Annotated in this window: 17 protein-coding genes and 1 tRNA gene; all 18 read left to right on the top strand. The window is 57.5% G+C overall.

Annotation, left to right across the window (positions count from 1 at the left end):
• The coding region (locus tag CKW22_RS26705) for an elongation factor Tu (RefSeq protein ID WP_143500817.1) at window positions 1-808 on the top strand (808 nt) is incomplete at its 5' end.
• 54 nt (window positions 809-862) lie between these two features.
• A tRNA-Trp gene (locus CKW22_RS26700) sits at window positions 863-938 on the top strand.
• A 44-nt stretch (window positions 939-982) separates the two neighbouring features.
• The gene (gene secE / locus CKW22_RS26695) at window positions 983-1,351 is read left to right on the top strand and encodes a preprotein translocase subunit SecE (protein ID WP_027595465.1); all 369 of its coding nucleotides are present in this window, start codon (window positions 983-985) and stop codon (window positions 1,349-1,351) included.
• 9 nt (window positions 1,352-1,360) lie between these two features.
• Complete coding sequence (gene nusG, locus CKW22_RS26690) at window positions 1,361-1,894, top strand: transcription termination/antitermination protein NusG (protein WP_003255501.1); 534 nt, start codon at window positions 1,361-1,363, stop codon at window positions 1,892-1,894.
• Between the two features lie 119 nt (window positions 1,895-2,013).
• Window positions 2,014-2,445, top strand: a complete 432-nt coding sequence (gene rplK, locus CKW22_RS26685; protein WP_028633698.1) for a 50S ribosomal protein L11 — start codon at window positions 2,014-2,016, stop codon at window positions 2,443-2,445.
• Complete coding sequence (gene rplA / locus CKW22_RS26680; protein ID WP_033703496.1) at window positions 2,445-3,140, top strand: 50S ribosomal protein L1; 696 nt, start codon at window positions 2,445-2,447, stop codon at window positions 3,138-3,140. The genes rplK and rplA overlap by 1 nt, the downstream gene beginning before the upstream one ends.
• A gap of 197 nt (window positions 3,141-3,337) precedes the next feature.
• Window positions 3,338-3,838 (top strand): 50S ribosomal protein L10, encoded by a 501-nt coding sequence (gene rplJ, locus CKW22_RS26675; protein ID WP_027595468.1) that lies wholly within the window; start codon window positions 3,338-3,340, stop codon window positions 3,836-3,838.
• Window positions 3,839-3,916: 78 nt separating this feature from the next.
• Window positions 3,917-4,282: a 50S ribosomal protein L7/L12 gene (gene rplL / locus CKW22_RS26670; RefSeq protein ID WP_033703494.1), complete on the top strand. Its 366-nt coding sequence runs from the start codon at window positions 3,917-3,919 to the stop codon at window positions 4,280-4,282.
• 220 nt (window positions 4,283-4,502) lie between these two features.
• Window positions 4,503-8,576 carry a DNA-directed RNA polymerase subunit beta gene (rpoB, locus tag CKW22_RS26665; protein ID WP_047583916.1) on the top strand — a complete coding sequence of 1,358 codons (4,074 nt, stop codon included), beginning with the start codon at window positions 4,503-4,505 and terminating at the stop codon, window positions 8,574-8,576.
• Window positions 8,577-8,640: 64 nt separating this feature from the next.
• Window positions 8,641-12,840: a DNA-directed RNA polymerase subunit beta' gene (gene rpoC / locus CKW22_RS26660; RefSeq protein ID WP_033703491.1), complete on the top strand. Its 4,200-nt coding sequence runs from the start codon at window positions 8,641-8,643 to the stop codon at window positions 12,838-12,840.
• Between the two features lie 211 nt (window positions 12,841-13,051).
• Entirely contained in the window at window positions 13,052-13,423 is a 372-nt protein-coding gene (gene rpsL, locus CKW22_RS26655) for a 30S ribosomal protein S12 (RefSeq protein WP_003255492.1), read from the top strand.
• Between the two features lie 106 nt (window positions 13,424-13,529).
• Window positions 13,530-14,000 carry a 30S ribosomal protein S7 gene (gene rpsG, locus CKW22_RS26650; protein WP_008089143.1) on the top strand — a complete coding sequence of 157 codons (471 nt, stop codon included), beginning with the start codon at window positions 13,530-13,532 and terminating at the stop codon, window positions 13,998-14,000.
• A 30-nt stretch (window positions 14,001-14,030) separates the two neighbouring features.
• A complete protein-coding gene (gene fusA / locus CKW22_RS26645; protein WP_033703490.1) occupies window positions 14,031-16,175 on the top strand; it encodes an elongation factor G in 2,145 nt (714 codons plus the stop codon).
• A gap of 27 nt (window positions 16,176-16,202) precedes the next feature.
• Entirely contained in the window at window positions 16,203-17,396 is a 1,194-nt protein-coding gene (gene tuf, locus CKW22_RS26640) for an elongation factor Tu (RefSeq protein ID WP_028614144.1), read from the top strand.
• A 142-nt stretch (window positions 17,397-17,538) separates the two neighbouring features.
• Window positions 17,539-17,850 carry a 30S ribosomal protein S10 gene (gene rpsJ / locus CKW22_RS26635; protein ID WP_003186070.1) on the top strand — a complete coding sequence of 104 codons (312 nt, stop codon included), beginning with the start codon at window positions 17,539-17,541 and terminating at the stop codon, window positions 17,848-17,850.
• Window positions 17,851-17,930: 80 nt separating this feature from the next.
• Window positions 17,931-18,566 carry a 50S ribosomal protein L3 gene (rplC, locus tag CKW22_RS26630; RefSeq protein ID WP_027594871.1) on the top strand — a complete coding sequence of 212 codons (636 nt, stop codon included), beginning with the start codon at window positions 17,931-17,933 and terminating at the stop codon, window positions 18,564-18,566.
• A 12-nt stretch (window positions 18,567-18,578) separates the two neighbouring features.
• A complete protein-coding gene (rplD, locus tag CKW22_RS26625; RefSeq protein WP_003255485.1) occupies window positions 18,579-19,181 on the top strand; it encodes a 50S ribosomal protein L4 in 603 nt (200 codons plus the stop codon).
• Window positions 19,178-19,477, top strand: coding sequence for a 50S ribosomal protein L23 (gene rplW / locus CKW22_RS26620; RefSeq protein ID WP_003255484.1), 300 nt, complete (start codon window positions 19,178-19,180; stop codon window positions 19,475-19,477). The genes rplD and rplW overlap by 4 nt, the downstream gene beginning before the upstream one ends.
• Window positions 19,478-19,484 lie beyond the last annotated feature (7 nt).

Genomic DNA, 19,484 nt, shown 5'->3' with positions numbered 1-19,484 from the left:
CTACATCGTGGTCTTCCTGAACAAGGCTGACCTGGTAGACGACGCTGAGCTGCTGGAACTGGTCGAGATGGAAGTTCGCGACCTGCTGTCCACCTATGACTTCCCAGGCGACGACACCCCGATCATCATCGGTTCGGCTCGTATGGCGCTGGAAGGCAAAGACGACAACGAGATGGGCACCACTGCCGTCAAGAAGCTGGTTGAAACTCTGGACAGCTACATCCCAGAGCCAGAGCGTGCTATCGACAAGCCGTTCCTGATGCCAATCGAAGACGTATTCTCGATCTCGGGTCGTGGTACCGTTGTTACCGGTCGTATCGAGCGTGGTATCGTCCGCGTTCAGGATCCGCTGGAAATCGTTGGTCTGCGTGACACCACCACCACCACCTGCACTGGTGTTGAGATGTTCCGCAAGCTGCTGGACGAAGGTCGTGCTGGCGAGAACTGCGGCGTTCTGCTGCGTGGTACCAAGCGTGACGACGTTGAGCGTGGCCAGGTTCTGGTCAAGCCAGGTTCGGTCAAGCCGCACACCAAGTTCACCGCAGAAGTCTACGTCCTGTCGAAGGAAGAAGGCGGCCGTCACACTCCGTTCTTCAAAGGCTACCGTCCTCAGTTCTACTTCCGTACCACTGACGTGACCGGTAACTGCGAACTGCCGGAAGGCGTTGAAATGGTAATGCCAGGTGACAACATTCAGATGACTGTCACGCTGATCAAGACCATCGCAATGGAAGACGGTCTGCGCTTCGCTATCCGTGAAGGCGGTCGTACCGTCGGCGCAGGCGTCGTAGCAAAAATTATCGAATAAGTAGTTGATTTACTTGATCAGGCCGGTATAATGGCCGGCCTGATACAGCGTTACAGGTCAGTAGCTCAATTGGCAGAGCGACGGTCTCCAAAACCGTAGGTTGGGGGTTCGATTCCCTCCTGACCTGCCATTCACCTCGGTGTGATTGGCTTTCTTCTCACAGGATCCTCCCCGATGACTCCCAAAACTGAAGCCCAAGAATCGCGTTTTGATCTGTTCAAGTGGCTGGCTGTAGTTGCTTTGGTGGTTGTTGGCGTCGTGGGTAATCAATATTACTCCGCCTCCCCAATCCTGTATCGCGTCCTTGCATTGCTCGCCCTGGCTGCGGCTGCTGGCTTTGTTGCCCTGCAGACTGCGAAGGGTAAGTCGTTCTTTGCGTTGGCGAAGGAAGCTCGTACCGAGATCCGTAAAGTCGTGTGGCCGACCCGCCAAGAAACCACTCAGACCACGCTGATTGTCGTGGCTGTAGTTCTGGTTATGGCGCTGCTGTTGTGGGGTCTTGATTCCCTGCTCGGCTGGGCGGTCTCCTTGATTGTTGGCTAAGGGTGTCCCGTGGCTAAGCGTTGGTACGTAGTGCATGCTTACTCGGGTTACGAGAAGCATGTGATGCGCTCGCTGATCGAGCGCGTCAAGCTGGCTGGCATGGAAGACGGTTTCGGCGAAATTCTGGTTCCGACCGAAGAAGTCGTTGAAATGCGTAACGGCCAGAAGCGCAAGAGTGAGCGCAAATTCTTCCCTGGCTATGTACTGGTCCAGATGGAGATGAACGAAGGGACTTGGCACTTGGTCAAGGATACCCCTCGTGTGATGGGCTTCATCGGTGGTACCGCAGACAAACCTGCGCCAATCACTGATAAAGAAGCTGAGGCTATCCTGCGTCGCGTTGCCGACGGTAGCGACAAGCCGAAGCCGAAGACGCTGTTCGAGCCAGGTGAAGTGGTTCGAGTCATTGATGGTCCGTTCGCAGACTTCAATGGCAGTGTCGAAGAGGTTAACTACGAAAAGAGTCGCCTCCAGGTGGCGGTGCTCATTTTCGGCCGCTCTACCCCGGTAGAGCTCGAGTTCAGCCAGGTCGAAAAGGTCTAGGCGGACGAAGCATCCCATACCCCGCAGCCCTGTGTGCTGCGGGGTTTTGTCGTCACTGGGATAAAACGCAAGTCATCCGGGGAGCCTTCTGGCGTTCGTACCCGATTTTGGAGTAGCTCATGGCTAAGAAGATTCAGGCTTACATCAAGCTGCAAGTTAAGGCCGGCCAGGCCAACCCAAGCCCACCCGTTGGTCCAGCACTGGGCCAACACGGTGTGAACATCATGGAATTCTGCAAGGCCTTCAACGCCCGTACTCAGGGTCAAGAAGCCGGCCTGCCGACTCCTGTGATCATCACTGTCTACAGCGACCGTAGCTTCACTTTCGAGACCAAGAGCACCCCTGCCTCGGTTCTGCTGAAGAAAGCTGCTGGCCTGACCAGTGGTTCGGCTCGTCCGAACACCGTCAAAGTCGGTACCGTGACCCGTGCTCAGCTCGAAGAGATCGCCAAGACTAAACAGGCTGATCTGACCTCTGCTGACCTGGACGCTGCTGTGCGCACCATCGCTGGCTCTGCCCGCAGCATGGGCCTGAACGTGGAGGGTGTGTAATGGCTAAGCTGACCAAGCGCCAAAAGGCTATTGCTTCGAAAATCGAAGCTGGCAAAGTCTACAACTTCGAAGAAGCAGCCGTGCTGCTGGCCGAACTGTCCACCGTGAAGTTCAGCGAATCCTTCGACGTTGCTGTCAACCTCGGCGTTGACCCGCGTAAATCCGACCAGGTCGTTCGTAGCGCTACTGTGCTGCCACACGGCACTGGCAAGACCGTACGCGTTGCCGTCTTCACCCAGGGTCCAGCTGCTGAGGCCGCTCTGGCTGCCGGCGCTGACCGTGTAGGTATGGACGATCTGGCTGCTGAAATGAAAGCCGGCGACCTGAACTATGACGTTGTTATCGCATCGCCAGATGCTATGCGCGTTGTAGGTCAACTGGGTCAGGTTCTGGGTCCTCGCGGCCTGATGCCTAACCCGAAAGTTGGTACCGTGACTCCAGACGTAGCCGGCGCTGTCAAAAACGCCAAGGCTGGTCAGGTTCGCTACCGTACCGACAAGAACGGTATCATTCACACCTCCGTTGGCAAAGTCGGCTTCGAAGCCGTCAAGCTGAAGGAAAACGTTGAAGCCCTGATCGCTGATCTGAAGCGTATCAAGCCAGCTTCTTCGAAAGGTATTTACGTCAAGCGCGTTACCCTGAGCACCACCATGGGCCCAGGCCTGGTCATCGACCAAGGTTCGCTGAACGCGTAAGACCATGGCGGCACGACGTGTCGTGCTGCCAGCAAAAATTGGGGTCCCTGCCTGGCGGGGGCTATCCAAGACCGTAGGCGACGCAAGTCTTAAACCACCAGCCTACGCAGATGGTGCTCCCGATTCGTTATCGAATCAGACACCAAAACGACATCCGGCTTCGGCCAGATGAAACGGTAGAAACCAGGAGTAAACCCGTGGCAATTAAACTCGAAGACAAGAAGGCCATCGTCGCTGAAGTCAACGAGGCTGCCAAAGTCGCTCTGTCCGCTGTCGTGGCTGATGCCCGTGGTGTGACTGTAGGCGCAATGACCGGACTCCGTAAAGAGGCTCGTGAAGCTGGCGTTTACGTACGTGTCGTACGTAACACCCTGCTCAAGCGCGCTGTTGCTGATACTGAATTCAGTGTCCTCAACGACGCCTTCACTGGCCCGACCCTGATCGCTTTCTCCAACGAACACCCGGGCGCTGCTGCTCGTCTGTTCAAAGAGTTCGCCAAGGGTCAGGACAAGTTCGAGATCAAGGCAGCTGCGTTTGACGGCAAGTTCATTGCCGCCAACCAGATCGATGTACTGGCTACCTTGCCGACCCGTGACGAAGCTATCGCACGTCTGATGAGCGTGATTCAAGGCGCTACCAGCAAGCTGGCTCGTACTCTGGCGGCCGTTCGCGACCAGAAAGAAGCTGCTGCTGCCTAAGGCGGCGTAACCTCTTTCAAAATCATTTGTTTAATTTGATGGCTGCGAAGGCTGTCACCCCAATACAGGATTTAAGTCATGTCCCTGACTAACGAGCAAATCATCGAAGCAATCGGCCAGAAAACCGTTCTGGAAGTTGTTGAGCTGATCAAAGCTATGGAAGAAACCTTCGGCGTTACCGCTGCTGTTGCCGCTGCTGGCCCAGCTGCTGCTGCTGCCGTTGTTGAAGAGCAAACCGAATTCAACGTTGTTCTGCTTGAAGCCGGTGAGAAGAAAGTAAACGTGATCAAGGCCGTTCGTGAACTGACCGGTCTGGGCCTGAAAGAAGCCAAAGAGAAAGTCGACGGCGCTCCTCAGGTCGTAGCTGAAGGCGTTTCGAAAGAAGCCGCTGAAGACGCTAAGAAGAAGCTGGAAGAAGCAGGCGCTAAAGTCGAGCTGAAGTAATTTCGACTTTGCGATGCCAGCCTGAGCGTTGAGCACAAGGCTGATGGCTGGTGGCTTATGCCACCGGCCTTTTTCCGTTATTGGTGGCCGATCAGATCGGCCCCGATAGCGAGCTGCAAGACACCCATGTGGGTGGCGCAAACCAAGGGGTTTGCACGATTTTCTGGCTGCTCCCGCCGGGAGAAGCCAAACAAGCAGGTGACCAAGCTGGGGAACGCTGATGGCTTACTCATACACTGAGAAAAAACGTATCCGCAAGGACTTTAGCAAGTTGCCGGACGTCATGGATGTGCCTTACCTCCTGGCCATCCAGCTGGATTCGTATCGCGAATTCCTGCAAGCGGGAGCATCCAAGGATCAGTTCCGCGACGTCGGCCTGCACGCGGCCTTCAAATCGGTATTTCCGATCATCAGCTACTCCGGCAATGCTGCCCTGGAGTACGTAGGCTATCGCCTGGGCGAACCCGCCTTCGATGTGAAGGAATGTGTCCTGCGTGGCGTGACCTTCGCGGTCCCACTGCGGGTCAAGGTGCGCCTGATCATCTTCGACAAGGAATCGTCGAACAAAGCGATCAAGGACATCAAAGAGCAAGAAGTCTACATGGGTGAAATCCCCCTGATGACTGAGAACGGTACCTTCGTAATCAACGGTACCGAGCGTGTGATCGTTTCCCAGCTGCACCGTTCGCCTGGTGTGTTCTTCGACCACGACCGTGGCAAGACGCACAGCTCCGGCAAGCTGCTGTACTCCGCTCGCATCATTCCTTACCGTGGTTCCTGGCTGGACTTCGAGTTCGACCCGAAGGACTGCGTGTTCGTGCGTATCGACCGTCGCCGCAAACTGCCGGCATCGGTACTGCTGCGCGCGCTGGGTTACAGCACCGAAGAGGTTCTGAACACCTTCTACACCACCAACGTGTTCCACGTTTCCGGCGAAAAACTGAGCCTGGAACTGGTACCGCAGCGTCTGCGTGGTGAAGTCGCGGTCATGGACATCCATGACGAAACCGGCAAGGTCATTGTCGAGCAGGGTCGCCGTATCACTGCGCGCCACATCAACCAGCTCGAGAAAGCCGGCGTCAAGCAGCTCGACGTTCCTATGGAATACGTCCTGGGCCGCACCACTGCCAAGGCTATCGTGCATCCGGCTACCGGCGAGATCCTCGCCGAGTGCAACACCGAGATGACCACCGAGCTGCTGATCAAGGTCGCCAAGGCGCAGGTTGTCCGTATCGAGACCCTGTACACCAACGACATCGATTGCGGTCCGTTCATCTCCGACACCCTGAAGATCGACACCACCAGCAACCAGCTGGAAGCCTTGGTCGAAATCTATCGCATGATGCGTCCAGGCGAGCCGCCAACCAAGGATGCTGCCGAGACCCTGTTCAACAACCTGTTCTTCAGCGCCGAGCGTTACGACCTGTCCGCCGTAGGCCGCATGAAGTTCAACCGTCGTATCGGTCGTACCGAGATCGAAGGTTCGGGCGTGCTGAGCAAGGAAGACATCGTCGAGGTCCTCAAGACCCTGGTCGACATCCGTAACGGCAAAGGTATCGTCGACGACATCGACCACCTGGGTAACCGTCGCGTTCGTTGCGTTGGCGAGATGGCCGAGAACCAGTTCCGTGTTGGCTTGGTGCGCGTCGAGCGTGCGGTCAAGGAACGTCTGTCGATGGCTGAAAGCGAAGGCCTGATGCCGCAAGACCTGATCAACGCCAAGCCGGTAGCGGCGGCGGTGAAAGAGTTCTTCGGTTCCAGCCAGCTGTCGCAGTTCATGGACCAGAACAACCCGCTCTCCGAGATCACCCACAAGCGCCGTGTTTCTGCACTCGGCCCTGGCGGTCTGACCCGTGAGCGTGCTGGCTTCGAAGTCCGTGACGTACACCCGACCCACTACGGCCGCGTGTGCCCGATCGAGACCCCTGAAGGTCCGAACATCGGTCTGATCAACTCCCTGGCGGCCTATGCCCGCACCAACCAGTACGGCTTCCTGGAAAGCCCGTACCGCGTGGTGAAGGAAGGCGTGGTCAGCGACGACATCGTGTTCCTGTCGGCCATTGAAGAAGCGGATCACGTCATCGCCCAGGCTTCGGCCGCGATGAACGAGAAGAAGCAACTGATCGATGAGCTGGTAGCGGTTCGTCACCTGAACGAATTCACCGTCAAGGCGCCGGAAGACGTCACCTTGATGGACGTTTCGCCGAAGCAGGTTGTCTCGGTCGCAGCGTCGCTGATTCCGTTCCTCGAACACGACGACGCCAACCGTGCACTGATGGGTTCGAACATGCAGCGTCAGGCTGTACCGACCCTGCGCGCTGACAAGCCGCTGGTAGGTACCGGCATGGAGCGCAACGTTGCCCGTGACTCCGGCGTCTGCGTCGTAGCCCGTCGTGGCGGCGTGATCGACTCGGTCGATGCCAGCCGTATCGTCGTGCGTGTTGCCGATGACGAAGTCGAGACCGGTGAAGCAGGTGTAGATATCTACAACCTGACCAAGTACACCCGCTCGAACCAGAACACCTGCATCAACCAGCGTCCGCTGGTCAGCAAAGGTGATGTGGTCAAGCGTCACGACATCATGGCCGACGGTCCATCCACCGATATGGGTGAACTGGCACTGGGTCAGAACATGCGCATCGCGTTCATGGCGTGGAACGGCTTCAACTTCGAAGACTCCATCTGCCTGTCCGAGCGTGTGGTTCAGGAAGACCGCTTCACCACGATCCACATCCAGGAACTGACCTGTGTGGCGCGTGACACCAAGCTTGGCCCAGAGGAAATCACCGCAGACATCCCGAACGTGGGTGAAGCTGCGCTGAACAAGCTGGACGAAGCCGGTATCGTCTACGTGGGTGCCGAAGTCGGCGCTGGCGACATCCTGGTCGGCAAGGTCACTCCGAAAGGCGAGACCCAGCTGACTCCGGAAGAGAAGCTGCTGCGCGCAATCTTCGGTGAGAAGGCAAGCGACGTCAAAGACACCTCCCTGCGTGTGCCAACCGGCACCAAAGGTACTGTCATCGACGTTCAGGTCTTCACCCGTGACGGCGTTGAGCGCGACAGCCGCGCCCTGGCCATCGAGAAGATGCAGCTGGACGAGATCCGCAAGGACCTCAACGAAGAGTTCCGCATCGTCGAAGGTGCAACCTTCGAGCGTCTGCGTTCCGCCCTGAACGGCCAAGTGGTCGACGGTGGTGCGGGCCTGAAGAAAGGCACCGTGATCGCTGACGAAGTACTGGACGGTCTGGAGCACGGCCAGTGGTTCAAACTGCGCATGGCCGAAGATGCTCTGAACGAGCAGCTGGAAAAAGCCCAGGCTTACATCGTCGATCGCCGTCGTCTGCTGGATGACAAGTTCGAAGACAAGAAGCGCAAGCTGCAGCAAGGCGATGACCTGGCACCGGGCGTACTGAAGATCGTCAAGGTCTACCTGGCTATCCGCCGCCGCATCCAGCCGGGCGACAAGATGGCTGGTCGTCACGGTAACAAAGGTGTGGTCTCGGTGATCATGCCGGTCGAAGACATGCCGCACGACGCCAACGGTACTCCGGTCGACGTCGTACTGAACCCGCTGGGCGTACCTTCGCGTATGAACGTCGGTCAGATCCTTGAAACCCACCTGGGCCTCGCGGCCAAAGGCCTGGGCGAGAAGATCGACCGGATGATCGAAGAGCAACGCAAAGCTGCTGAGCTGCGCGTGTTCCTTACCGAGATCTACAACGAGATCGGCGGTCGTCAGGAAAGCCTGGAAGAGTTCACCGACGAAGAGATCCTCGCCCTGGCGCACAACTTGAAGAAGGGCGTGCCTATGGCTACCCCGGTATTCGACGGTGCCAAGGAAAGCGAGATCAAGGCCATGCTGAAACTGGCAGACATGCCAGAAAGCGGCCAGATGGTGCTGTTCGACGGCCGTACCGGCAACAAATTCGAGCGTCCTGTGACCGTTGGTTACATGTACATGCTCAAGCTGAACCACTTGGTGGACGACAAGATGCACGCGCGTTCCACTGGTTCCTATAGCCTGGTTACTCAGCAGCCGCTGGGTGGTAAGGCGCAGTTCGGTGGTCAGCGTTTCGGGGAGATGGAAGTGTGGGCGCTGGAAGCATACGGCGCGGCATACACCCTGCAAGAAATGCTCACAGTGAAGTCGGACGACGTGAACGGCCGTACCAAGATGTACAAGAACATCGTGGATGGCGATCACCGTATGGAGCCGGGCATGCCCGAGTCCTTCAACGTGTTGATCAAAGAGATCCGTTCGCTCGGTATCGATATCGATCTGGAAACCGAATAACACGTGACGCGAAGGGGAGCGGGGCTGGCACAGCCCGCTTCCTGCTCCGCCAGGAGGAAAGGCCTTGAAAGACCTACTGAATTTGCTGAAAAACCAGGGTCAAGTCGAAGAGTTCGACGCCATCCGCATCGGTCTGGCGTCGCCTGAAATGATCCGTTCGTGGTCGTTCGGTGAAGTTAAGAAGCCGGAAACCATCAACTACCGTACGTTCAAGCCTGAGCGTGACGGCCTGTTCTGCGCCAAGATCTTTGGCCCAGTCAAGGACTACGAGTGCCTGTGCGGCAAGTACAAGCGCCTCAAGCACCGCGGTGTGATCTGCGAGAAGTGCGGCGTTGAAGTTGCCCTGGCCAAGGTTCGTCGTGAGCGCATGGCGCACATCGAACTGGCCTCGCCGGTTGCCCACATCTGGTTCCTGAAGTCGCTGCCGTCCCGTATCGGCTTGCTGATGGACATGACCCTGCGTGATATCGAGCGCGTTCTCTACTTCGAGAGCTACGTCGTTATCGACCCAGGCATGACCACCCTTGAAAAGGGTCAGCTGCTGAACGACGAGCAGTACTTCGAAGCGCTGGAAGAGTTCGGTGACGACTTCGACGCCCGCATGGGTGCCGAGGCTGTCCGCGAGCTGCTGCACGCTATCGACCTGGAGCACGAGATTGGCCGCCTGCGCGAAGAGATTCCGCAGACCAACTCGGAAACCAAGATCAAGAAGCTGTCCAAGCGCCTGAAGCTGATGGAAGCTTTCCAGGGCTCGGGCAACCTGCCTGAGTGGATGGTCCTGACCGTCCTGCCAGTACTGCCGCCGGACCTGCGTCCGCTGGTTCCGCTGGATGGTGGCCGCTTTGCGACCTCCGACCTGAACGACCTGTATCGTCGGGTGATCAACCGTAACAACCGTCTGAAGCGCCTGCTTGATCTGTCGGCGCCGGACATCATCGTGCGCAACGAAAAGCGCATGCTGCAGGAAGCGGTCGACGCCCTGCTGGACAACGGCCGTCGCGGTCGCGCCATCACTGGCTCGAACAAGCGTCCGCTGAAGTCCCTGGCTGACATGATCAAAGGTAAGCAAGGTCGTTTCCGTCAGAACTTGCTCGGTAAGCGTGTGGACTACTCCGGCCGTTCGGTAATTACCGTTGGCCCGACCCTGCGTCTGCACCAGTGCGGTCTGCCGAAGAAGATGGCCCTCGAGCTGTTCAAGCCGTTCATTTTCGGCAAGCTGGAAATGCGTGGTCTGGCGACCACCATCAAGGCTGCCAAGAAGATGGTCGAGCGCGAGCTGCCAGAGGTATGGGACGTGCTCGCCGAGGTCATCCGCGAACACCCCGTGCTGCTCAACCGTGCACCGACCCTTCACCGTCTGGGTATCCAGGCGTTCGAGCCTGTGCTCATCGAAGGTAAGGCGATCCAGCTGCACCCGTTGGTCTGTGCGGCGTACAACGCCGACTTCGACGGTGACCAGATGGCCGTTCACGTGCCGCTGACGCTGGAAGCCCAGCTCGAAGCGCGCGCGCTGATGATGTCGACCAACAACATTCTGTCGCCAGCCAACGGTGAGCCAATCATCGTTCCGTCGCAGGACGTTGTACTGGGTCTGTACTACATGACCCGTGAAGCCATCAACGCCAAGGGCGAAGGTCGCGTATTCGCCGACCTGCAGGAAGTCGACCGCGTATTCCGCGCCGGCGAAGCCGCCCTGCACGCGAAAATCAAGGTCCGTATCAACGAGACCGTGAACGACCGCGATGGTAGCGTCACCAAGAACACCCGCATCGTCGACACCACTGTCGGCCGTGCGCTGCTGTTCCAGGTTGTGCCGGCAGGTCTGCCGTACGACGTGGTCAACCAGCCGATGAAGAAGAAGGCGATCTCCAAGCTGATCAACCAGTGCTACCGCGTGGTTGGTCTGAAAGAGACCGTTATCTTCGCTGACCAGCTGATGTACACCGGTTTTGCCTACTCGACCATTTCCGGCGTTTCGATCGGTGTTAACGACTTCGTTATCCCGGACGAAAAAGCCCGCATCATCGGTACCGCTACCGACGAAGTGAAGGAAATCGAGAGTCAGTACGCCTCCGGCCTGGTAACCCAGGGCGAGAAGTACAACAAGGTCATCGACTTGTGGTCCAAGGCGAACGACGAAGTGTCCAAGGCGATGATGGCCAACCTCTCGAAAGAGAAAGTCATCGACCGCGAAGGCAACGAAGTCGAGCAAGAGTCCTTCAACTCGATGTACATGATGGCTGACTCCGGTGCGCGGGGTTCCGCTGCACAGATCCGTCAGCTGGCAGGTATGCGTGGTCTGATGGCCAAGCCGGACGGCTCGATCATCGAGACGCCGATCACCGCGAACTTCCGTGAAGGTCTGAGCGTACTGCAGTACTTCATCTCGACTCACGGTGCTCGTAAGGGTCTGGCGGATACCGCACTGAAGACTGCGAACTCCGGTTACCTGACTCGTCGTCTGGTAGACGTTGCGCAGGATCTGGTCGTGACCGAGATCGACTGTGGCACCGACCACGGCTTGCTGATGACGCCGCACATCGAAGGCGGTGACGTTGTCGAGCCGCTGGGTGAGCGCGTATTGGGCCGTGTCATTGCCCGTGACGTGTTCAAGCCAGGCACCGAGGACGTCATCGTTCCGGCCGGTACCTTGGTCGACGAGCAGTGGGTCGAGTTCATCGAGCTGAACAGCATCGACGAAGTTATCGTGCGTTCGCCGATCAACTGCGAAACTCGCTACGGCATCTGCGCCAAGTGCTACGGTCGTGACCTGGCTCGCGGTCACCAGGTCAACATCGGTGAAGCTGTCGGCGTTATCGCTGCACAGTCGATCGGTGAGCCGGGTACCCAGCTGACCATGCGTACGTTCCACATCGGTGGTGCTGCAAGCCGGACCTCGGCTGCCGACAGCGTCCAGGTGAAGAACGGCGGTATGGTGCGTCTGCACAACCTGAAGCATGTCGTGCGCGCCGATGGCAACCTGGTTGCCGTATCGCGTTCCGGCGAGCTGGCCATTGCCGACGAATTCGGTCGTGAGCGCGAGCGTTACAAGCTGCCTTACGGTGCGGTGATTTCGGTCAAGGAAGGTGACAAGGTCGAAGCTGGCGCCATCGTCGCCAAGTGGGACCCGCACACCCACCCGATCGTTACCGAGCTGAAAGGTACCGTGACCTTCGTGGGCATGGAAGAAAACATCACCATCAAGCGTCAGACCGACGAATTGACGGGTTTGACCAACATCGAAGTTCTGGACGTCAAGGATCGCCCTGCCGCAGGCAAGGAAATCCGTCCGGCAATCAAGATGGTCGATGCCAACGGCAAGGACCTGTACCTGCCAGGTACCGACGTACCGGCTCAGTACTTCCTGCCGGCCAACGCCCTCGTCGGCGTGGCTGACGGTGCTCAGATCGGTGTGGGTGACGTTATCGCGCGTATCCCGCAAGAAACGTCGAAAACCCGTGACATCACCGGTGGTCTGCCGCGCGTTGCCGACTTGTTTGAAGCGCGCCGTCCGAAAGAAGCCTCGATTCTGGCTGAAGTCAGCGGCACCATCGCGTTCGGTAAAGAGACCAAGGGCAAGCGTCGTCTGGTCATTACTCCGACCGACGGTAGCGATCCGTACGAAGAGCTGATTCCGAAGTGGCGCCACCTGAACGTCTTCGAAGGCGAACAGGTAAACCGCGGCGAAGTTATCTCCGACGGCCCGAGCGATCCGCACGACATCCTGCGTCTGCTGGGTGTGAGCGCGCTGGCGAAGTACATCGTCAACGAGATTCAGGACGTTTACCGTCTGCAAGGCGTTAAGATCAACGACAAGCACATCGAGACCATCCTGCGTCAGATGCTGCGTAAGGTCGAGATTGCCGAGTCGGGTGATTCCAGCTTCATCAAGGGCGACCAGATGGAACTGACTCACGTACTGGTCGAGAACGAGCGTCTGGCCAGCGAAGACAAGTTCATCTCGAAGTTCTCGCGCGTGCTGCTGGGTATCACCAAGGCGTCGCTGTCGACCGAATCGTTCATCTCCGCGGCTTCCTTCCAGGAAACCACCCGCGTACTGACCGAAGCGGCCGTCACCGGCAAGCGCGATTACCTGCGCGGCCTGAAAGAGAACGTGGTCGTGGGTCGTCTGATCCCGGCCGGTACCGGTCTGGCCTACCACAGCGAGCGCAAGCGTCGCCGTGAAGCCGACAAACCGCTGCGTGTGAGCGCCAGTGAGGTTGAAGCCGCACTGACCGAAGCGCTGAATTCCAGCGGTAACTAAGTACAGGGCAGGGCCCCGGCAAGCCCCGAACGGCCGTCGGCGACATAAATTGTTGCCGATGACCGGGCGGGGATGGCCGGGGCCTCGTCTTGACTGGGTGCAAGATCCTCCGTAGACTTTTGTACCCTTAAATTTGGTGAGGCTCCGTCTCGCCAATTTTTGGCTTTCTTGCAAGACAATAGAGTCGCAAGACAATCAGTGGAGCTAGTAGATGGCAACTATCAACCAGCTGGTACGTCAGCCGCGTAAGCGTTCGGTCGAGAAGTCCGACGTTCCTGCGCTGCAGAACTGCCCGCAACGTCGTGGCGTGTGCACCCGCGTGTACACCACCACGCCGAAAAAACCTAACTCGGCACTGCGTAAGGTTTGCCGTGTTCGCCTGACCAACGGTTTCGAGGTTTCCTCGTACATCGGCGGTGAAGGCCACAACCTGCAAGAGCACAGCGTCGTCCTGATCCGTGGCGGCCGTGTAAAAGACTTGCCAGGTGTTCGTTACCACACCGTTCGCGGCTCTCTGGATACTTCGGGCGTTAAAGGCCGTAACCAGGGTCGTTCGAAGTACGGTACCAAGCGTCCGAAGTAATCGGCCGTTTGCACACATCCATTTTTTTGAGTCGATAAGAGTAAGGTCGGGCAGGGGTCGAAGACCCACGTCCCGGGCTAACCTGAAGACCGTTTGAGGGCTTATCATGCCAAGACGTCGTGTAGCAGCAAAACGTGAGATTCTGGACGATCCTAAATACGGATCCCAAATCCTCGCCAAGTTCATGAACCACGTGATGGAAAGCGGCAAAAAGGCCGTGGCCGAGCGCATCGTTTACGGTGCACTGGACAAGGTCAAAGAGCGCAAGAACAGCGACCCCCTGGAAATCTTCGAGAAAGCTCTCGACGCCATCGCTCCGCTGGTCGAAGTAAAGTCCCGTCGTGTCGGCGGTGCCACTTACCAGGTCCCGGTTGAAGTTCGTCCATCCCGTCGTAATGCTCTGGCAATGCGCTGGCTCGTAGACTACGCCCGCAAGCGCGGCGAGAAGTCGATGGCTCTGCGCCTGGCTGGCGAGCTGCTGGATGCTGCTGAAGGCAAAGGTGCTGCAGTCAAGAAGCGTGAAGACGTTCACCGTATGGCCGAAGCCAACAAAGCGTTCTCGCACTACCGCTTCTAATTCAAGCATCAATCATTTTGCGAGGGCTTTATGGCTCGTACTACAGCAATTAACCGCTACCGTAACATTGGTATCTGTGCCCACGTTGACGCGGGCAAGACCACCACTACCGAGCGGATCCTGTTCTATACAGGCCTGAGCCACAAGATGGGCGAGGTGCACGACGGCGCCGCGACCACCGACTGGATGGTGCAGGAGCAGGAGCGGGGTATCACCATTACCTCCGCTGCCGTTACCACCTTCTGGAAAGGTTCTGTTGGTCAGTATGACAACTACCGCGTAAACGTCATCGATACCCCTGGCCACGTCGACTTCACCATCGAAGTAGAGCGTTCGCTGCGTGTGCTCGACGGCGCGGTCGTTGTGTTCTGCGGTACCTCCGGCGTTGAGCCTCAGTCCGAAACCGTATGGCGTCAGGCCAACAAGTACGGCGTTCCACGTGTTGTTTACGTGAACAAGATGGACCGTGCCGGTGCAAACTTCCTGCGCGTCGTAGGTCAGATCAAGAACCGTCTGGGTCACACCCCGGTTCCTGTTCAGCTGGCCATCGGTTCGGAAGATAACTTCCAGGGTCAGGTCGACCTGATCAAGATGAAGGCTATCTACTGGAACGACGACGACAAAGGCACCACCTATCGCGAGGAAGAAATTCCTGCCGATATGCTGGAGCTGGCTGAAGAGTGGCGCTCCAACATGGTTGAGGCGGCTGCCGAGGCCAGCGAAGAGCTGATGAACAAGTACCTGGAAGGCGAAGAGCTGACCGTCGACGAAATCAAAGCCGGTCTGCGCGCGCGCACCCTGGCCAGCGAAATCGTACCGGCCGTCTGTGGTTCGTCGTTCAAGAACAAGGGCGTTCCCCTGGTTCTCGACGCCGTCATCGACTACCTGCCTGCTCCGACCGAGATTCCTGCAATCCAGGGTATCAACCCGGACGACAAGGATCTGGACAAAGACGATCCGGCTGTTCGTAAAGACGAGCGTCACGCTGACGACGACGAGCCGTTCTCGGCTCTGGCGTTCAAGATCGCGACTGACCCGTTCGTGGGTACTCTGACCTTCGTTCGCGTCTACTCGGGTGTTCTGACCTCCGGTGACTCCGTCATCAACTCGGTCAAGGGCAAGAAAGAGCGCGTTGGTCGTATGGTGCAGATGCACGCCAACCAGCGTGAAGAGATCAAGGAAGTACGCGCTGGCGACATCGCGGCCCTGATCGGCATGAAGGACGTGACCACTGGCGAAACCCTGTGCAACGCCGACAAGCCAATCATCCTTGAGCGTATGGACTTCCCTGAGCCGGTTATTTCGCTCTCCGTAGAGCCGAAAACCAAGGCTGACCAGGAGAAGATGGGTATCGCTCTGGGCAAGCTGGCCCAGGAAGACCCGTCGTTCCGCGTCAAGACCGACGAAGAGACTGGTCAGACCATCATCTCGGGCATGGGTGAGTTGCACCTGGATATCCTCGTTGACCGCATGAAGCGCGAGTTCAACGTCGAAGCCAACATCGGTAAGCCTCAGGTTTCGTACCGCGAGAAGATCACCAAGTCCAACGTCGAGATCGAAGGCAAGTTCGTTCGTCAGTCGGGCGGTCGTGGTCAGTTCGGTCACTGCTGGATCCGTTTCTCGGAGCCGGACGTCGACGAGAAGGGCAACATCACCGAAGGTCTGGTGTTCACCAACGAAGTCGTTGGTGGTGTGATTCCTAAGGAATTCATCGCCCCGATCCAGAAGGGTATCGAAGAGCAGATGAAAAACGGCGTTGTTGCCGGCTATCCGCTGCTCGGCCTGAAGGCTACGGTATTCGACGGTTCGTACCACGACGTCGACTCCAACGAAATGGCGTTCAAGATCGCCGCTTCGATGGCGACCAAGCAACTGGCCCAGAAGGGTGGTGGCGTGGTGCTTGAGCCGATCATGAAGGTCGAAGTTGTAACTCCGGAAGACTACCTGGGTGACGTGATGGGTGACCTGAGCCGTCGTCGCGGGATGATCCAGGGTAATGAAGACTCGGTGTCCGGCAAGGTAATCACTGCTGAGGTACCGCTCGGAGAGATGTTCGGTTATGCGACCGACGTTCGTTCCATGTCTCAGGGTCGCGCAAGCTACTCCATGGAATTCTCCAAATACGCCGAAGCTCCGTCGAACATCGTCGAAGCACTCGTTAAAAAACAAGGCTAATCCCCTTTAGGCAAGAGGTTCACTGTCGTGGCTAAAGAAAAATTTGATCGTTCCCTTCCCCACGTTAACGTCGGCACTATCGGCCACGTTGACCACGGTAAGACCACTCTGACCGCAGCTCTGACTCGCGTCTGCTCCGAAGTTTTCGGTTCGGCAGTCGTTGAGTTCGACAAGATCGACTCGGCTCCGGAAGAAAAAGCGCGCGGTATCACCATCAACACCGCTCACGTCGAGTACAACTCGAACATTCGTCACTACGCTCACGTCGACTGCCCAGGTCACGCTGACTACGTGAAGAACATGATCACCGGTGCTGCCCAGATGGACGGCGCGATCCTGGTTTGCTCGGCCGCTGATGGCCCGATGCCACAAACCCGTGAGCACATCCTGCTGTCCCGTCAGGTTGGCGTTCCGTACATCGTGGTCTTCCTGAACAAGGCTGACCTGGTAGACGACGCTGAGCTGCTGGAACTGGTCGAGATGGAAGTTCGCGACCTGCTGTCCACCTATGACTTCCCAGGCGACGACACTCCGATCATCATCGGTTCGGCTCGTATGGCGCTGGAAGGCAAAGACGACAACGAGATGGGCACCACTGCCGTCAAGAAGCTGGTTGAAACTCTGGACAGCTACATCCCAGAGCCAGAGCGTGCTATCGACAAGCCGTTCCTGATGCCAATCGAAGACGTATTCTCGATCTCGGGTCGTGGTACCGTTGTTACCGGCCGTATCGAGCGTGGTATCGTCCGCGTTCAAGATCCGCTGGAAATCGTTGGTCTGCGTGACACCACCACCACCACCTGCACCGGTGTTGAGATGTTCCGCAAGCTGCTGGACGAAGGTCGTGCTGGCGAGAACTGCGGCGTTCTGCTGCGTGGTACCAAGCGTGACGACGTTGAGCGTGGCCAGGTTCTGGTCAAGCCAGGTTCGGTCAAGCCGCACACCAAGTTCACCGCAGAAGTCTACGTCCTGTCGAAGGAAGAAGGCGGCCGTCACACTCCGTTCTTCAAAGGCTACCGTCCTCAGTTCTACTTCCGTACCACTGACGTGACCGGTAACTGCGAACTGCCGGAAGGCGTTGAAATGGTAATGCCAGGTGACAACATTCAGATGACTGTCACGCTGATCAAGACCATCGCAATGGAAGACGGTCTGCGCTTCGCTATCCGTGAAGGCGGTCGTACCGTCGGCGCCGGCGTCGTAGCCAAAATCATCGAGTAATCACTCGATCGATTGAAAAAACCCCCGCTCAGCGGGGGTTTTTTTTTATTGGGTTGACACTAAATTGAGCCGTCTATAGAATCACGCCTCCTTTTAGCGGGCGTAGTGCGTCCGTTGGGAACAGCCTGGAGTCTGAAATCCAATGCAAAATCAGCAAATCCGTATCAGGTTGAAGGCTTTCGACCATCGCCTGATCGACCAATCCACCCAGGAAATCGTGGAAACCGCGAAACGTACTGGTGCACAAGTGCGTGGTCCAATTCCACTGCCTACCCGCAAAGAGCGTTTCACCGTTCTGGTCTCCCCGCACGTCAACAAAGACGCGCGTGACCAGTACGAGATTCGCACTCATAAGCGCGTTCTGGACATCGTCCAGCCAACGGATAAAACCGTTGATGCGCTGATGAAGCTTGATCTCGCGGCAGGTGTGGAAGTGCAGATCAGCCTCGGCTAAGACTTCGGTCTTGTCCGTGTAACGCTCTGAAATGGGCGGCCATAGCGGGTGAAAGCCCCGTACACTCATGAGGTTACAACATGACTATTGGTGTAGTCGGTCGTAAATGCGGTATGACCCGCGTTTTCACCGAAGAAGGTGTCTCCATTCCGGTCACGGTCATTGAGATCGAGCCGAATCGCGTCACCCAGTTCAAGACTGAAGAAACCGATGGCTACCGTGCAGTGCAAGTCACTGTCGGCGAGCGTCGTGCTTCGCGTGTGACTGCTGCTCAAGCAGGTCACTTCGCTAAAGCGAACGTTGCCGCTGGTCGCGGTGTCTGGGAGTTCCGCCTTGAAGAAGGCGAGTTCCAGGCTGGCGACTCGATCAAAGCTGAACTCTTCACTGCAGGCCAGCTGGTAGACGTTACTGGTCAGTCCAAAGGTAAAGGCTTCGCCGGTACCATCAAGCGCTGGAACTTCCGTGGTCAGGACAACACCCACGGTAACTCCGTGTCGCACCGTGTCCCAGGCTCCATCGGCCAGTGCCAGACTCCTGGTCGTGTGTTCAAGGGCAAGAAAATGTCCGGCCACATGGGCGCCGAGCGCGTGACTGTTCAGTCCCTGGAAGTAGTACGCGTAGACGCTGAACGCAACCTGCTGCTGATCAAGGGTGCCGTTCCTGGCGCTACTGGCGGCGACGTGGTTGTACGTCCGGCTGTCAAGGCTCGCGGTTAAGGGGAAACTGACATGCAACTTAATGTAAATGACGCTCAGGCGATCGAAGTTTCCGAACTGACTTTCGGTGGCGAATTCAACGAGACGCTGGTTCACCAAGCAGTCGTGGCCTACATGGCCGGCGGCCGTCAGGGCACCAAGCAGCAAAAGACCCGTTCCGACGTGGCTGGTGGCGGTAAGCGCCCATGGCGTCAGAAGGGTACTGGCCGTGCTCGTGCTGGTACCACTCGTGGTCCGATCTGGCGTGGCGGTGGTGTTACCTTCGCAGCTCGCCCTCAAGATCACTCGCAAAAGCTCAACAAGAAGATGTATCGCGCAGCACTGCGCTCCATCCTCGCTGAGCTGGTGCGTAGCGACCGTCTGGTCGTGGTTCAGGACTTCGCTGTTGAAGCACCGAAAACCAAAGATCTGCTGAACAAGCTGAACGGCATGGGTCTGAGCGACGTTCTGATCGTTTCGGACGCTGTTGATCAGAACCTGTACCTGGCTGCTCGCAACCTGCCGCACGTCGATGTACGTGACGTTCAAGGTTCCGACCCGGTCAGTCTGATCGCATACGAGAAAGTGTTGATCACTGTCTCGGCCGTGAAGAAATTCGAGGAGCTGCTGGGATGAACCAGGAACGCGTATTCAAAGTCCTCCTTGGCCCGCACGTTTCCGAGAAGGCTACCGTTCTGGCTGAGAAGAAAGGCCAGTTCGTATTCAAGGTTGCTACCGACGCAACCAAGCTGGAAATCAAGAAAGCTGTCGAAGGCCTGTTCAACGTAAAAGTTGAAAACGTGTCGACCGTTAACGTTCTGGGTAAAACCAAGCGTACCGCACGTGGTCTGGGCAAGCGTAATGACTGGAAGAAGGCAATTGTCTCCCTTCAGCCAGGCCAAGATCTCGATTTCAGCAGCAGTGCTGAGTAAGGAAGGG

The sequence above is a fragment of the Pseudomonas sp. Irchel s3f19 genome, from assembly GCF_900187555.1.
In the GTDB taxonomy this organism is placed as follows: domain Bacteria; phylum Pseudomonadota; class Gammaproteobacteria; order Pseudomonadales; family Pseudomonadaceae; genus Aquipseudomonas; species Aquipseudomonas capeferrum.
The sequence above is the reverse complement of the archived record's forward strand: the minus strand, read 5'-3'. Positions and strand labels throughout refer to the sequence as shown.

Excerpts from the sequence above, each read along its gene's own strand:
- rplK (WP_028633698.1), top strand. The coding sequence starts at position 2,014 with ATGGCTAAGAAGATTCAGGCTTACATCAAGCTGCAAGTTAAGGCCGGC.
- rplC (WP_027594871.1), top strand. The coding sequence starts at position 17,931 with ATGACTATTGGTGTAGTCGGTCGTAAATGCGGTATGACCCGCGTTTTC.
- rplA (WP_033703496.1), top strand. The coding sequence starts at position 2,445 with ATGGCTAAGCTGACCAAGCGCCAAAAGGCTATTGCTTCGAAAATCGAA.
- rplL (WP_033703494.1), top strand. The coding sequence starts at position 3,917 with ATGTCCCTGACTAACGAGCAAATCATCGAAGCAATCGGCCAGAAAACC.
- rpsL (WP_003255492.1), top strand. The coding sequence starts at position 13,052 with ATGGCAACTATCAACCAGCTGGTACGTCAGCCGCGTAAGCGTTCGGTC.
- rplW (WP_003255484.1), top strand. The coding sequence starts at position 19,178 with ATGAACCAGGAACGCGTATTCAAAGTCCTCCTTGGCCCGCACGTTTCC.
- fusA (WP_033703490.1), top strand. The coding sequence starts at position 14,031 with ATGGCTCGTACTACAGCAATTAACCGCTACCGTAACATTGGTATCTGT.
- rpoB (WP_047583916.1), top strand. The coding sequence starts at position 4,503 with ATGGCTTACTCATACACTGAGAAAAAACGTATCCGCAAGGACTTTAGC.
- rpsG (WP_008089143.1), top strand. The coding sequence starts at position 13,530 with ATGCCAAGACGTCGTGTAGCAGCAAAACGTGAGATTCTGGACGATCCT.
- rplD (WP_003255485.1), top strand. The coding sequence starts at position 18,579 with ATGCAACTTAATGTAAATGACGCTCAGGCGATCGAAGTTTCCGAACTG.
- rpsJ (WP_003186070.1), top strand. The coding sequence starts at position 17,539 with ATGCAAAATCAGCAAATCCGTATCAGGTTGAAGGCTTTCGACCATCGC.
- secE (WP_027595465.1), top strand. The coding sequence starts at position 983 with ATGACTCCCAAAACTGAAGCCCAAGAATCGCGTTTTGATCTGTTCAAG.